6 protein-coding genes are annotated in these 15,617 nt (G+C 63.2%); 5 read left to right on the plus strand and 1 reads right to left on the minus strand.

All coding sequences use genetic code 11. From position 1 onward, the window contains the following. Nucleotides 1-121: 121 nt before the first annotated feature. A complete protein-coding gene (tssG, locus tag HU735_RS10875; protein ID WP_186713507.1) occupies nt 122-1,132 on the plus strand; it encodes a type VI secretion system baseplate subunit TssG in 1,011 nt (336 codons plus the stop codon). 210 nt (nt 1,133-1,342) lie between these two features. On the opposite strand, the gene tssM is transcribed toward tssG, so the two are convergent. Next, complete coding sequence (gene tssM / locus HU735_RS10880; RefSeq protein ID WP_238349794.1) at nt 1,343-4,915, minus strand: type VI secretion system membrane subunit TssM; 3,573 nt, start codon at nt 4,913-4,915, stop codon at nt 1,343-1,345. Between the two features lie 358 nt (nt 4,916-5,273). Between tssM and tssF the strand changes: the two genes are divergently transcribed. The 4 genes from tssF (at nt 5,274) to HU735_RS10900 (ending at nt 15,610) form a co-directional block, all read left to right on the plus strand. Next, the gene (gene tssF / locus HU735_RS10885; RefSeq protein WP_273018702.1) at nt 5,274-7,037 is read left to right on the plus strand and encodes a type VI secretion system baseplate subunit TssF; all 1,764 of its coding nucleotides are present in this window, start codon (nt 5,274-5,276) and stop codon (nt 7,035-7,037) included. A gap of 15 nt (nt 7,038-7,052) precedes the next feature. Continuing rightward, nucleotides 7,053-7,856 carry a type IVB secretion system protein IcmH/DotU gene (icmH, locus tag HU735_RS10890; RefSeq protein WP_186713510.1) on the plus strand — a complete coding sequence of 268 codons (804 nt, stop codon included), beginning with the start codon at nt 7,053-7,055 and terminating at the stop codon, nt 7,854-7,856. Between the two features lie 412 nt (nt 7,857-8,268). Further along, on the plus strand, nt 8,269-11,004 hold the full coding sequence (gene tssI / locus HU735_RS10895) for a type VI secretion system Vgr family protein (protein WP_186713511.1): 2,736 nt from the start codon (nt 8,269-8,271) through the stop codon (nt 11,002-11,004). Nucleotides 11,005-11,014: 10 nt separating this feature from the next. After that, nucleotides 11,015-15,610, plus strand: coding sequence for an RHS repeat-associated core domain-containing protein (locus HU735_RS10900; RefSeq protein ID WP_186713512.1), 4,596 nt, complete (start codon nt 11,015-11,017; stop codon nt 15,608-15,610). Nucleotides 15,611-15,617: the final 7 nt, after the last annotated feature.

The following is a 15,617-nucleotide window of genomic DNA, read 5'->3' on the forward strand; positions in this document are numbered from 1 at the left end:
AATCAAGACCTTTCCTGTTGAGAGGCCTCCGCCCGCTTCGCCCTAGAATAAGAACGCCAATGCCCCGCCCAATACACTCAATTCGCCGCTTCATGGATGAGCAGACCACAGTGAACTTCACATGGAAAAAAAACCTCAGCCGCTGCAAGGCGACCTGGCCAATATCGTACTGAACAGTGCCCACGGGTATGCCTACTTCGAGCTGCTCGAAGCACTCCATCGCCTGCACGGTGATGACCTGGAAAAGCGCCCCCTCTCACCCGAGGCACGTCGGCGCTTGCGACTGCAGGTCTCTCCCAGCCTGGCCTTCCCCGCCGCCGATGTGCAGCGTGCAGAGCGGCTCGCGCAAGATCGCTACCGCATCCAGGCCAACTTTCTGGGCCTGCACGGCACGGACTCGCCGCTGCCCAGCTACTACCTCGAACAGGTCGCCTACGAATACGTCCAGGACATCGGCCTGCGTCCGGCGTTCTTCGACTTCTTCAATCATCGCCTGCATACCCTGTTGCACCAGGGCTGGCGCAAGTACCGCTACTACCGGCGCTTCCAGCCAGGCGCCCGGGACCGCTTCTCGCGCTATCTGTTTGCCCTGATCGGCCTGGACGACGCGCAATTGCGCGGCGCCACGCCGCTGCCCTGGAGCCGCTTGCTCAGTTTCGTGGGCATCGTCGCCAGCCACAACCGCTCGCCGAGCATGGTGGCCGGCATGATCGCGCACTGCTTCGACCTCAAGGAGGTCGCCATCCGCGAGTTCGAGAAACGCACCGTGCCGATTGCGCCGAATCAACGCAACAGCCTGGGCGCGCGCAACTGTCAGCTCGGCGAGGACTTCCTGCTCGGTGCCAGCACCCAATCGCGCAGCAGCAAATTCACCATCGTGATCGGCGGCCTGGACCAGAAGCGCTTTCGCGACTTCCTGCCCAGCGGTGATGACTTTGCCAAGCTGGGCAGCCTGGTCGACTTCTTGCTGCGGGATGTCGGTGCCTACGACCTGGAACTGCGCATGCGCGCCGAAGAAGCGCCGCCCTTCAGCCTGAGGTCCGAGCACGGCACCCACCTGGGCTGGACCAGCTTCATTGCCGATCGACACGACGCCACACCGCCACCCGTGCGCATCAGGGTACGCGCATGAGTACAAATGTACTCTTCTGGGGCAAAACACAATTCTTTGATTTGACTGGGGCAGCGTGGGAGCGGGCTTACCCCGCGATGCGGCGTTTGGCACCGGCTACGCCGGTGATCTCGGGGCTAGCCCGCTCCCACGCTGGAACTCTACTCCCTGCGCGACAGCGCAGCCTCGCAGGGCTGGGCGATCTCCAACCCCTATGCAGCGGCTGCGCCTCTACTGTTGCGCCACTTCGCTACCCGGAGCATCACGCAACAGCCGCTGCGGCAGTGCGAACCCGGCGAACAGTGGCCGCGTGAAGGGGTTGTTGGCATCCCTGGCGTGGAATCGGTAGCGCACCACCTCACCGGCGATGTGAAAGTTCAGGTCCACGCTGGTACGGGTCCGGGCATTGAGACTTGCGCGGCTGAGCAGGCGGTAGAACGACCACGGCCCCTGGTACCCCAGGCTGAGGCTGGTGCCTGTTCCGCGCTGCAGGGTGACGCGGCTGGACCCGTTCTCCCCGGCAGGGCCGGGCCAGGTCATGCCCATGGGGGCCCTGCTCACCCCTGCAAGCCCATGCAGTTGCCCATCCAGGTCAAAGACGCTGCCCTGCACGCCACGGCTGACCGCCAGCGCTTCCAGGGCGAAGCCCACGTTCAATTCCCCGCGATGGTCGAAGAACGCATCGCGGATCGTTTCTGCCTGCTTGAGCTGGGCCAGGACCTCGGGACGCACCAGGGAACGCTCATCGGCACTGGAGTACAAGGCATCGAGGTTGTCCTTCAGGAACAGCGTGAGGTACTGCTCCTCGAAGCGCTTGAGCTGGCCCTCTGGGCCAAGGAACGCGACAAAGTCCTTGAGCGAGACATCCGGCCCGGCAGGGTCGAACGGATAGCGCCAGGCCAGACGCTCGCGATAGACGCTATACACCTGCGCGTCCCAGCGCCGCTCCAGTTCACGCAGGGCCATGACCATCAGCACCTGGGAGGTCTGCTCCGCCAATTGGCGAACATGCCGGTTGAGCGGCTCCGGCAGACCGCCGGCAATGCGTTGCAGGTTGCGAATGGGGTCCGGGTCCTGCTCCGAGAAACGGCTCAAGGCCACCGCCAGGGCGGCCTTGCCGCGGTTGGGGTGGTCCTGCACCGCCTTGGCGTAGTCGTACACGGCGCCGATGGCCTGCAACGTTTCATCGTAATACGACGGCTTGTCGCCCTGCACATCGAGCAGGCCGGACAGGCCGGCAAAGGCTCGGGCGATGCCCATGGCCTGGACGCGGGCCTGCTGGTCCACCAAGGCCTCTTCACTGCCGCCCGCTGCCGGCGGGTAGATCTGGGTATTGCCGCGTACCGTTTCCAGCAGCCTGCGCAACGGCGCGGCAGGCCCTGTGACCTGCTCCAGCACGCTCAAGGCATGGGCAAGGTCATTGAACTGGGTCACCGAAAAGCGGTTCAGCACGCGTCGCCAGCTGTCGATGTAGTCGGCGCTGTACAAGGCCCGCAGGCGCTCCGTCAGGGCCTGGCGATCGACCTGCGAATAGTCCGCCGCCTGCCGTTCACCCAGCACCCACTGGTCGATCAAGGCCAGGTCGGCCAACTGCTCGCTGTGCTGGTCGAAGTAGTCGCGATAGCCACGCGCCGTCAGCAAGGGCGCCAGCGCCAGGTTGGCATCCACCGTCGCCTGGTGGTCGCGGGCGGCCAACGGCACATAGACGATGTCGAATGCCGGGCCGATTTCGTTGCGCAGGTCCAGCTCGCCGTGCAGCTGGTCCCGCGCCTGCTGCTTGAGGGCGATGTAGACCCGCTGGGGCAGCGGCAACTTGCGCAACTGCTGCTGCGCCTCGCCGACGACCTGGCGATACGCCGGCAGCTCGACATCGGCATAGGCCAGGGCGTACTTGAGATGGCCCATCAGCGCTGCCTGCAGTTGCCCTTGCCCCGGATATGCCTTTTGCCACGCCCGCGCCATCCACTGCTCGACCAGCGCCGGCCGACGCTGGCCGCGTTCCTCGATCATGCGGTAGACGCGCAGTGCCGCCAGTTGCTCGTCGCTGCCGGGCGCGGCCTGCTGGATGGCCGCGGCCACGCCCCCGGCGATTGCCGGCAGGAAACGCAGGGACAGGGCATTCAGGTAGGCCTGGTCCACCTGCGGGCCGATCGCCTTGCCCTGGTACAGGCCCATGTCGGTGAGCATCGTCCAGCCCGAGCGATAATCGCCATACAGGCTCACCGCATCGCGAATCTCATCCAATGGCAGCAGCAGGCTGCGCCCGGTCGGATCGTCCTTGGCATCCGCGTGGGTGTTGCTGAACGCCCGGCTCTTGGCCAGGACATGCTCGGCCTTGTCACGGTTGACGCCATGGAAGTAGACCCAGCCACTGCTCACGGCCAGCCCAAGGCAGCCCGCCGCCACGGCGCCGCCCTTCAACAGGCGGGCCTTGTGCTGGGTGACTTTCTGGTTGTCGCCCGCCAGCCCCGCCTCGGGGTACACCACGCGCTGCAGCAGCTGCTGCGCGAAGTACACCACGCCAGCGCCCTGCGGCCTGCTCGACAGGACCGGCGGGGCGAAGGCGAAAGCACGGGCCGAAGCGTCCGCCAGCAGATTGCGCACTTCACCGCGCTGGTAGACCGAGGAAAAATACACCCCCCGCACCAGGGCCGGCGTGGTGTAACGGTCACTGCCCAGCACATCGCCGAGAAAGTCCCGCAGGATGTGCTGCGCACCGCTCAACTCGCGGAGCAGCGCATAGGCACGCTTGCGCCCGGCACGGGGCTCATCGACCGCGGCCTCCATCAGGCGCTCGCCGAGGCGGGCGAGGAAGGCCAGGTAGGCCTGGCCCAGTTCCTCCAGCCAGGCATCGAAATCGCGCACCGAATCCAGGCTGAAGGTGAAGCCCTGGACCTGCTCGCGTTGCTGGGCCGCCATCCTGGCGAACAATGCGTCGAACCCCTCCAGCAGGTCGAACTTGCTCAGCACCACGTAAAGCGGCAGGCGTGTACCCAGCTCGGCCCCCAGCTCCGTCAGGCGAGCCCTGAGCACGAACGCCTGGTCGCGCCGCTGCCCGGGCGTGCCGGTAAACAGCCTGACCATGTCCACCACCAGCACCACGCCATTGAGCGGGCGCCGGCTGCGATTGCGCGCCAGCCAGCCGATCATGTGGCGCCACAGGCGTCGCTCGAGGTCCACCGGCAAGCCCGGCGGTTCGCCAGGCCCGACTGCCGCCTGCCCGTCCTCCCCGTCCGACTCGGCATCACCGGCCATGGGTTCGACCGGCACGGGCCGCTCAGGCTGGCTGATGAACACCCCGGGAGGATCGATCAGCACTGCCTCGTCGCCAATCCACCAGTCGATGGCGAAGGCCAGGTCAGGGTCGCTGGCGGATCGCCGAGCCGCGCTGCGCTCGGTGCGGGTCAATGCGAAGCGCTGATCGCAGCGGCTGACAAAGCTTGACTTGCCGGCGTTCTCGTCACCGAGCATGAGGTACCACGGCACATCGTACAGATGGCCCCGTCCGCCCTGGCAGTCACGCAACCGGGCCAGGCTGGCGTCGAGCAGACGCTGCTGGGCCTGAAGATGTACCAGGCACGGATCCACTTCTTCACGTGCCTGGCGCTGGCGTTCGCGGACGATCTGGCGGTTGCGGCGGTGCACCAGCACGCTCCAGGCCAGCAACGGCAACAACACCAGCGCCAGGGTCAACGCGACACGCAGCGACAGCTCGGCCAGGGGCTGACGATCGTGCCAACGCCACGTCGGCCCCCACCACCATAACCAGACCAGCGCGGCGGCCACGCCGAGCATCAGCGTCATGACGAGCACAGGCGCGGCGTGGCGCTGCAATAACGATAAACCCCGAAGCAGACTGTCCTTTTCAACCTTCATGGCGGCAAACCCTACCCACTGCATCCTGATGAGTTCCAACGCCATTGCGGCGCATGAGCGCAAAGACAGTAACAGCACTTAAAAATTCAGTTCAATCAAATTAACGAAGAAACACCAGCTAACATTTTTTATGCAGACACACCACACTTACTTGCAATAGAAAATATGCAAACCCATTACGCCACGCGCTTACAAACCAGCAACTATCGGAAACTTCCTACGAGCTTAATTCACAACCACTCAACCTTTTAAACAAACCTCAAGATAGAGCCTCAAAACAATAAACATGAAGTTTAAAGACTGGTTCATGCACGAGAAGGCAACCCTCCGCGAGCTGGGCGACGATTTCGTCGAGGACGAGCCACGGCTGGCCCCGTTCCTCGGTGCCAACAGCTCGGCGGCGGATGTCGAGCACCTGATGGAAGGCTTCGCATTCCTGACCGCACGGCAGGCGATGAAGCTCGAGGACCACCTGCCCGAGATCACCCATCCGCTGCTGCAGCGGGTCTACCCCAATGTCCTGCGGCCCTTGCCCAGCCTCACGCTGATGCAGTTCCAGCCCATCGAACACGCCTTGAGCGAGACCCAGGTGCTGGCCAGGGGCACACCGGTGTTCTCCCGGCCGGTAGAAGGCGTGAGCTGCGAATTCCGCACCTGCTCGGAGCTGGCCTTGGCACCGCTGCGGATCAGCGCCATCACGGCACAGCGCGGCACCGAGACGCCGGTGCTGCGCATCGACCTGGAGGCGTTGTCCGAGCAGCCGCTGCGGCGCATGCGCTGCGAACACCTGTGTTTTCACCTGGCCGGCGACACGCGCCATGCGTTGAGCTTGTACCTGTGGCTGGCGCGGCACCTCGACAAGCTCTACCTGCATGTCAACCAGCAGCGCCTTGCCCTGCCGCCGTCGGTGGCCTTCGTGGGTTTCGAGCCGGAGGAGTCGCTGTTGCCCAGCCCGGGCGAGCAGCTGGACGGCTACCGGATCCTGCAGGAGTACTTCCTGTTCCCCGAGCGCTTCCTTGGATTTCGCATCGACGGCCTGGCAGGTTATTGGCCCGATGAGCCGGCGCAACACCTCCAGCTGGAGCTGCGCTTCGACGCCCCCTTCCCCGCCGACCTGCGGATCGACCGAACGTCGATCCTGCTCAACTGCGTCCCCGCCATCAACCTGTTCAGTACCCCGGGCGACCCCATCGTCCTGAACGGCGAGGAAATCTGCGAGCCGCTGCGGGTAAGCCGTCGCAACGGCCCCGACCCGGAGATATTCAGCGTCGATCGGGTCAGCAGCCGGCAGCAGAACGCCAGGACCCCGCGCAGGCACTTCAAGCCATACGAATCCCTGGAGCCCAGATTTCCGCTGGCGGAACAGGACCCTTCCCGCTACTTCAAGGTGGATATCGAGCAGGATCCGATCAGCGACCAGGTGCGCCACCAGATCCGCCTGGTGCATCACGACCTCTCGCCCTACCTCGGCCAGCTGGAAGCCCTGAGCATCGACCTGACCTGCAGCAACGGTGCCCTGGCCCGGCAACTGGACGTTGGCCAGATCGACGCCATGACCCAGGACACCCCATCGTTCGTCACCTATCGCAACCTGACCCGCCCCACCCGCAGCTACCCGCCATTGCTGCAAAGCGCCGGGCATGGCGAACAGCACTGGGCGCTGATCTCCAACCTGGCCCTGAACAACCTGTCGCTGTCCTCCCCGGCCGCCCTTGCCTCGGTGCTGCGCGCCTACGACCTGGTCGCCCCGCATGACCTGCAGCAGCAACGCCGGACCGCCAGGCGCCTGGAGGCCATCCGCCAGGTAGCCAACGAACCTTGTGACTGGCTGATCAAGGGCCGTCCCGTGCGCGGCATGCGCACCACCCTGCACATCGACCCCGCAGGGTTCGACTGCGAGGGCGAGCTGCAGCTGTTCGGCAATGTGCTGTCCCACTTCATGGCGGTGTATGCCAGCGGCAATGCATTCCATCAGCTGCAGATCATCAATGCCAGCAACAACAACCGCCAGCTGTGGCCCGCCCGTACCGGGCGGCAGCCGGTGATGTGACCAGGAGGTCCGTGTATGGCTGTCAACGCACATACGTCCTATGACAAGGACAATCGAACGGTTCGTGAGTCTCCCCCGATCAACGAACTGTTCCCCACGGTCGACGAGCTGGGTTTCGACACCTGCTCGAACACCAACAACCCGCTTCTCGACATTGCCTCGCCCCTGCTTGGCCTGGTCGTTCGCCTGGAAGGCACCGAGCGCTACGACCACGTCGAGCAGCTCTACGCCTATGTGAAGAACCAGATCCACACGATGGTCGAGCAGGTGCGTCGGCTCGAGCACCACGATGCCCGTGATCCCGTGGTGTTTTCCTACTGCCTGTGCTGTGTCGTCGATGAGGCGGTGATGGCCACGCCCTGGGGCGTCGACTCGCCGTGGAAGGCGCAGTCATTGCTCGGCGCCATCCACCAGGAAACCGGGGGCGGCGAGCGCTTCTTCAACGTCCTCGAACGCCTGCTGGAAGCGCCCGAAGGGCGCCACGACCTGTTTGTCTTCCTGTTCTGGTGCCTGGCCCTGGGTTACCAGGGCAAGTACGCCAACCAGACCCGGGGCGATGACGAGCTGGACCTGTGGCTCAAGCGGCTGCACGAGCAGATCGTTGCCCAGCGCGGGGTGGCGCGCCCGTGCGAACCCTTGACCGACCCGCTGGCGAATGTCGCGCCCCGCCACTACCGAATGAAGCGCCAGGTGCCCTGGTGGACGCCGTGGGTGGTGGTTGGGGTGTGCTGCTGCGCAATCTACCTGTACCTGGCCAGCACGCTCGACGGCATTACCCGGCAGGTACTGGCGTCGCTGGAGGCGATGTTGCCGCCTTGAGGCGGGGCGCTTTCGCGGCACAAGGCCGCTCTCATGGAACAAACCGTAACTCATTGATTTAGCCGGTCCCTGTGGGAGCGGCCTTGCGTCGCGAAAGGGCTGCGCAGCAGCCCCGGCAAGGCCGCTCCCATATTTATTTCGGGCCAGTTATTCCTGTGAATGAATCGTGCCCGCCTTGAGGTATGTCTTGAAATAGAAGTAGGCACAACAGCCCCCGCGCTAAGGCATTGGCGTCTTATCCAGAAACATATAAGCAGCCTTTATAGAGAAACTTCCTACAGCCCTTTAGGAAGCAACTTCGGCGACACGGAACGGATTCCTCGCTACGGTCCTGAGTGCACTTACCGCACCTATCCAACAACTGCACTGCACACCACAAAACTGCCCGAAGGAATGATCAGCAGGAGCACGCATGAGCAACTTGCACGATATCCGTTTCACCTTCAGCACCCCCGCCGACGCGATAATCGCGTTCGAGGTGGTCGCCTTCGAATTCACCGAAGGCGTCAGCGAGCTGTATCGCCTGGACATCGAGCTGGTCAGCGCCTCGGCCGACGCCGACTTCGCCACCCTGCTCGACCAGCCCGCCGCCCTGACCATCTGGCAGCAGGAGCAGCCGGTGCGCCACATCCATGGCCTGATCAGCCGCTTCGAACAGGGCAAGACCGGCCATCGGCGTACCCGCTACCGCGCCATCATCGAACCGCAACTGGCCCGCGCCGGCCTGCAGTCGGACTGGCGCATCTTCCAGCACCGCTCGGTGCCGGAAATCCTCGAGGACCTGTTCAAGGCACGCCAGTGGGGCTCGCTTGCCCAGCGCCTGGCACACCCGCACGCGCACCGCGAGTTCTGCGTCCAGGCCGGCGACCTGGACCTGGACTTCTTCTGGCGCCTCTCGGCCGAGGAAGGCCTGGTCTCGATCTTCGAGCACGCGCCCGGCGGCCACCGCGTGGTCCAGGTCGACCGCGTCAACGGCTTCGGTCGCCTCGAGGGCGAGCCGGTGCTGTTCGTCGCCAATGAAGGCGGCCAGGCCGCCCAGCCGTGCCTGAGGCAGTTCAGCTACAGCGAACAGGTGCGCAGCAGCTGCCAGGTGCAGCGCGACTACACCTTCACCCACCCGCGCTACAACCTCGAGCAGACCCAGCGTGTGCCAGACACGGGCAACCAGGGCAACGACTACGAGCGCTACGACTACCCGGGCCGCTACAAGCACGACACCCGCGGCAGGCCATTCACCCAGGTCCGCGTCGACGCCCTGTTCAGCGATGCCCGTGTCGCCGAGGTCGAAGGCGACGATGCGCGCCTGCAACCCGGCATTGCCTTCCAGATGTCCGGCCATGCCCGCGAGGACATGAACATCCTCTGGCGGCCGATACACCTCAAGCACACCGGCCGCCAGTTCACCGTGCTGGAGGAGGATGCCGCCGAGGCCGAGCAAGGCACCACCTATACCCTCACCGCCACGCTGGTGCCGGCCCAAGTCGACTGGCACGCCCCGGCCCGGCCCAAGCCGCTGATCGAAGGCCCGCAGATGGCCAAGGTGGTCGGCCCACCCGGCGAGGAAATCTACTGCGACGAACATGGCCGGGTACGCGTGCAGTTCCCCTGGGACCGCCTCGGCCAGGACAACGACGCCAGCTCGTGCTGGGTGCGGGTGACCCAGGGCTGGGCCGGTGCCACCTGGGGGCAGCTGGCGATCCCCAGGGTCGGCCAGGAAGTGCTGGTGAGCTTTCTCGACGGCGACCCCGACCAGCCGATGATCACCGGGCGCAGCTACCACGTCGTCAACCGCACGCCGTATCGCCTGCCCGAATTCAAGGCCGTGAGCCCGATCCGCAGCAAGGAGCACCACGGCCAGCGCCACAACGAGCTGCGCCTGGACGACACCACCGGGCAGATCAGCGCCGCGCTGATGAGCGACCATGACCACTGCGCCCTGCACCTGGGCTACCTGACCCACCCGCGCCACGGCGGCGGCCAGCCCCGCGGCCAGGGCTTCGAGCTGCGCAGCGACAGCCACGGCGTGGTGCGTGCCGGTGGCGGGCTGCTGCTGACCAGCGAAGCGCGCCCGCGTGCCAGCGGGCATCACACCGACCTTGCAGAAACCGCCGAGCGCCTGAAGACCGCGCAGGAATATCACCACAGCTTCGCCAGCGAAGCCCGCGAGCACCAGGCACAGGACGCCGGCGACCAGGACGAGGTGAGCCAGGCGCTCGCCGCGCAGCATGACGCCATCCGCGGCGCGGCGGGCAACCCGCAGGCCAACCGCTTTCCCGAACTGGCCGAGCCGCAGCTGGTGATCGCCAGCCCGGCCGGGATCGCCACCAGCACCCCCGGCTGCACCCATATCGCCAGCGGTGAACACCTGGGCCTGAGCAGCGGCGGCCACACCAGCCTGGCCATCGGCAAGCGCCTGCTGGTGAGTGCCAGCCGGGGCGTACGGCAGTTCGTGCAGAGCCTGGGCTGGCGCCTGGTGGCCGCCTCCGGCGACATCGACCTGCGCGCGCTGAAGGACAACATCAACCTGCTGGCCAAGCTCAAGGTCAGCGTCACGGCAGAGCGCATCACCCTCAGTGCCAAGGAAGAGCTGGTGATCCAGGCCGGTGGCAGCAGCACGACCTACAACGCGGCAGGGATTACTCACGCCACGGCCGGCCAGTACACCGGGCACGCGACCGACTTCATCTACAAGGGCTCGAAGAGCCAGGCAGCGGCGTTTCCCGAAGACATCAAAGCGGGCAATGGCAACCTGGAACTGTTCCAGCACTACGCGAACAACCATGCATTCAAGGGTGCCAAGTACGAAGTTGAGGATGCACTGGGCCAGATCGTCAAAGGCACCTTGGACGAGAATGGCTTTGCCGCCATATCCGGACTCGCATCGGGGCCCGTACAAGTCCGGTTTGGCCGTGATCAGACCAACGCCGTTTCCGCGGCACCCTTTGCGCAACAGCCTTCCGATCAGAGCACGCCCCTCAGCCCCGCAGCGGCGATGCAGGAAGCTGTGAGCCAACTCATCCAATCAGGCGAGATGGACGCTCACGATGCCAAGCGTTTTCTCCAATCCGCCCTGAAGGCACCGCTCACTACCGCCGCCCCGTCGAAAGAGCTCCCGCTCCCCACTGCAAGGACAAACCAACATGGGTAGGTGCAGCGGGGTGGTTGCCCCTAAAGAGACCTTCGATGAAGAAGACGTAAAAGTCGGGACCGAGATGCTGGCCGAATGGCTCACCGATCTCACGGGAGACACCGTCAACTGGAGGACCGTTATTTCCGTAGGCGAGATGCTACCTGTCGCCGGGTCCATCTTTGCCGCGACAGATGCCATTGGCGACATCATCGAACTGGCCAAGGGTGACAACGCCTATCGGGCTGACCCGTTCAACTGGGTGGGCTTGGGTATCAATCTGTTTGCGCTCGCACCACTCCCTGGCGTCGGCCCCGCACGGGTGGTCATGCGCCCAGCGCTGAAATCGCTGAGAACCGCATCCAGGGACGGCATTCCTCAAGCGCTTCTCAAAGCCATTGAAGGCGCACTTGCCCATGTTTGCCCGGGCGAGCTTGAAGCATTCATCGGCGAGATCGAATCCAGGCTGCAGAGCATTCTGACCAGCTTTGCCGAGAAGATTGTCGAGGTGTGCAGGTTCCTCGCCGACTTGATCCGCTCGGTGGCAGATGGAACGGTGAAGGATGTTGCCCTGACGGCCCTGTTCCCAGGTATGCGGTTGGTGGCAGAAGCCTCTGACTACTTCAAACGAAAGACCGGGTTTGGCTTCAGCAAAAATGAACTGGGCTTCGGAGAAAGCGAAAAGCTACGCGCCCTGCTTGAACCTGTCGCGCAAAGCCTCGAAAGCATCGGCCGGATGGCCGGTGACAAGATCGTTGCCATCGGTAACAAGGCGGCCCCAGGCAGCATCGCCTCTATCCTGAGCGTGCTCAGCCTGGCATTGAGTAGAAGAGCGAACACACCAAGACAAAGCAACATCGCACCTGGCTCAACCAGCCAAAGCCGCTACGTGCAGGGGCGCCAGGCCACCGAGGCGGCGCCTGGCCAGCGGGCAACCAAGGCAGACCCGAACTGCAAAAAGCGCGGGGCAAAAGCGGGTACCAATTGCAGCATCAGTTTCGCCACGGGCAGCGAAACGATCGTGCATACCGATTTCCAACTGCCTGGCGTCTTCCCCATCGAGTGGAACCGCACCTACCGTTCTTCGCTTGCAGCATTTGATACCGGGCCATATGGAGCGCGCTGGATCACGCCGTTCGCTGCTCGCTTCGATCTCAACGACGACCAGCTCACCTACCATGGCACTGACGGCCGCAGTCAAACGTACTCACTGCCGAAGCTCAACGCCAGCCACTACGATGCCATCGAGAACGTGGTTATCGCTCGCATCGCCAAAGACACCCTTGCCCTGCTTCGCGGTCATGAAAGCCAGGAGATCTACCAGCGCTACGGCAACCAGTTCCGCCTGAGCACCATCAGGAACAAGGGCGGTTCCAGCATTGCCCTGCACTACGAACATCGCGTGGCCGACACTGCCGTCCTCTCCGACCTGGTGACCTACCAACACGACACACCGCACCAGCATATTCACACGCAGGTTGATGACCAGGGCCGCATCATCGCGCTGTGGCTGATGCACGAAGGCCAGCCGCAACGCCAGCTGGCGTCCTATACCCATGACCCCCAAGGCGACCTGTGCAGCGCCAGGGACGAACATGGCGCCGAATGGACCTACCAGTACCAGCACCACCTGATAACGCGCTACACCGATCGCACCGGCCGGGGCATGAACCTCGAATGGCTCGGCGAAGGCGCTGATGCCAAAGCGGTGCGCGAGTGGGGCGACGATGGCAGCCTGGACACCCGCTTGAGCTGGGACCCGAACATCCGCCTGACCCGCATCGTGGATGCCAACGGCCATGAAACCCTGCACTTCTGCGACATTCTCGGCTACCCCTATCGCATCATCCATCCCGACAGGAACGAGGAGTGGCTTTACCGCGATGCCGCCAAGAACGTCACCCAGCACATCCATACCGATGGCAGCAGCGATGTCTATGCCTACGACGAGCGCGGCAACCTGCTGCAGCACACCCGCCCGGACGGCCCATCGGTCCACCATGCCTATGACGACCTGGACCAGCGCTTCAAGACCCGCGATGCCGAGGGCGGCTTGTGGCGGTACGACTACGACCAGCGCGGCAACATCATCGAAACCCAGGACCCGCTGGAGAACAAGACCCTCTACACCTACAACAGCGACAACCTGCCCGTTGCCATCACCGATGCCAATGGCGGTGAAAAGAAGCTGGCCTACAACCGTGACGGGCAACTGACGAGCTACACCGATTGCTCAGGCAAGACCACGCAGTGGAAGTACGACGCGCTCGGGCAGCTGACCAAGCTCATCAACGCCGCCGGCGAGGTGACCGAATACCAGTACGCAGCGGGTCAGCTGGTGTCGCTAGTCCATCCCGACAAGACCATGGAACGCTTCGAGCGTGATGCCGAAGGCCGCCTGCTCAGCCACACCGATGCCCTTTACCGTCGCACCGCCTGGACCTACAACGAAGCCGGGTTGATCTACCAACGCCTCAACGCCAACGACACCACCCTCACCTACCACTGGGACAAGCTCGGCCAACTCGTACGCCTGCACAACGAGAACAACAGCGAAGCCAGTTTCAAGTACGACCCCGCAGGTCGCCTGCTGAAGGAAACCGGCTTCGACAAGGAAACCACCCACTACCTCTACGACAACGGCAGCAACCTGCCCACCCGCCGTGTGGATGGCGACAGGACCACCCATTTCGAATACGACCCCATGGGCCGGCTCATCCAGCGCAAGGCCGCACGGCGTGGCGGTGAGAAGTGGGAGGTTGAAACCTTTGCCTACGATGGCAATGGCAACCTGCTGGCGGCCAACAACGGTATCTGCCGGCTGCACTGGTTCTACGACGCGGCAGGCAACAATACGCGCGAGCATCAGTGGCTGGATTACCTGGTCAAACCACAGGTTGCCGTGTTCAGGCACGAGTACGATGTCCTCAACCAACGCATCGCCACCACGCGCCCCGATGGCCACCGGGTCAGCTGGCTGACCTACGGCAGTGGCCACCTGCTCGCGCTCAAACTCGATGACCAGGAGCTGATCAGCTACGAGCGTGATGACCTGCACCGGGAGATCGGCCGCGTGCAAGGCAATGGCCTGGTCCAGCGACAAACCTGGAGCCCGAATGGCCAGTTGCTGGAGCAGACACTGGCCAGGCAAGGAGAGTCCATACGCATCGCGGCGCGCAGCTATCACTACGACGAAGCGGGTCAGTTACACCACATCAAAGACCTGAACCGCGGCAATCTGCACTATCGCTATGACCCGGTAGGTCGCTTGCTGGAAGCCAGCCGCAACTACGAGAAAGAGACGTTCGCCTTCGACCCGGCCAGCAACCTGCTGGACCCCGAGGCACCACCGGGCCCCAATCCGCACTCGCCACGCAAGCTGATGGACAACGTGCTGCGCAGCTACTGCGGCACGCAGTACCGGTATGACGAACGCGGCAACCTGCTGGAGCGGATTGAGAACGGCAAGACCGGCAAGTTCACCTGGGACCTCTATGACCGGCTGCGGCGGTATGAAGATGACCGGCTGATTGTCGAGTTTGGCTATGACGCGTTAGGTCGCCGTGTGTACAAGGATTCGCGTTCGAAGTACCGCAATCGGGTACAGGCGGGGACAGTCTGGAACGAGAACGCGCGGCGTGCGCTGGATGAAAAGCTGGGCTGCGATCTGACGTTGTTCATCTGGGACGGCGACACACTGGCGTTTGAGCAGCGCGGTCGGGGTGGCAAGGGGCGGACTACACACTATGTGTTTGAGCCTGGGACCTTCGTTCCGGTCGCGCAAGGCGTGATGAATCATATTGAGGAAATGCTGTATCAACCGAGATATGAGTTTCCGTATGACATCGACCAAGATCCAGTTTGGCAACACAAGCCGACTCCGAAGCCATTTGATAATTTTGTATGGTATCAGTGTGACCACCTTGGCACGCCTCAAGAGCTTACTAACGAGCATAGGGAAGTCGCGTGGAGTGGCATGCATAATGCCTGGGGATCCACAATTAATCTTATCAACGCCAACAGGGCGAGGGAGAATGTACGCAACGAGATTCGCTTTCAAGGCCAATATTTTGATGTTGAGACTGGGCTACACTACAATCGCTATCGTTACTACTCACCCAGAATAGGAAGATATATTGGCAAGGATCCAATTTTACTCGCAGGGGGTATGAATGTTTACGCTTATGGATTGAACCCCATCGGATGGTTAGATCCTCTTGGCTTGGCCGCCAAGGGTCAAATTGGGACGTGGGGCAGCCTTAATCGCCGAGGTAAACAAGGCGATGTCGGGGATGAGTTGGAAGCGCATGAACTAGTTCGCCACGAGGCGCTTGTTCAGATGGGGTGCACCCCTAAAAATCGAAGAATGAGAGGAAATCCTTCAATAGCCTTAGATGGGCCACATCACGATGAAACTCACATAGTCGAGAATTCTCTCGCCAAATTACATCTTAACCTGAATCCAAATGAGTTTGATTTTGACTCCAAGACTGGAAGTCCATCAAAGCGACAGATGGACGTATGGCAAGGCGCCCTTCGGCAATCAGGCATGTCAGCATCGCAAGCTAGAAAGTTACGCCAAGACTCTAACGCTTTCCTAAGCAGCCTCACCTGCTGCTGCCCTTAACACAGGA

Origin of the sequence: Pseudomonas sp. BW16M2, from assembly GCF_014268865.1 — a bacterium.
Classification (GTDB): domain Bacteria; phylum Pseudomonadota; class Gammaproteobacteria; order Pseudomonadales; family Pseudomonadaceae; genus Aquipseudomonas; species Aquipseudomonas peradeniyensis.

Coding starts and splice junctions, on each gene's coding strand:
- tssM (WP_238349794.1), bottom strand. CDS start 4,915: ATGACGCTGATGCTCGGCGTGGCCGCCGCGCTGGTCTGGTTATGGTGG.
- icmH (WP_186713510.1), top strand. CDS start 7,053: ATGGCTGTCAACGCACATACGTCCTATGACAAGGACAATCGAACGGTT.
- tssF (WP_273018702.1), top strand. CDS start 5,274: ATGAAGTTTAAAGACTGGTTCATGCACGAGAAGGCAACCCTCCGCGAG.
- tssI (WP_186713511.1), top strand. CDS start 8,269: ATGAGCAACTTGCACGATATCCGTTTCACCTTCAGCACCCCCGCCGAC.
- tssG (WP_186713507.1), top strand. CDS start 122: ATGGAAAAAAAACCTCAGCCGCTGCAAGGCGACCTGGCCAATATCGTA.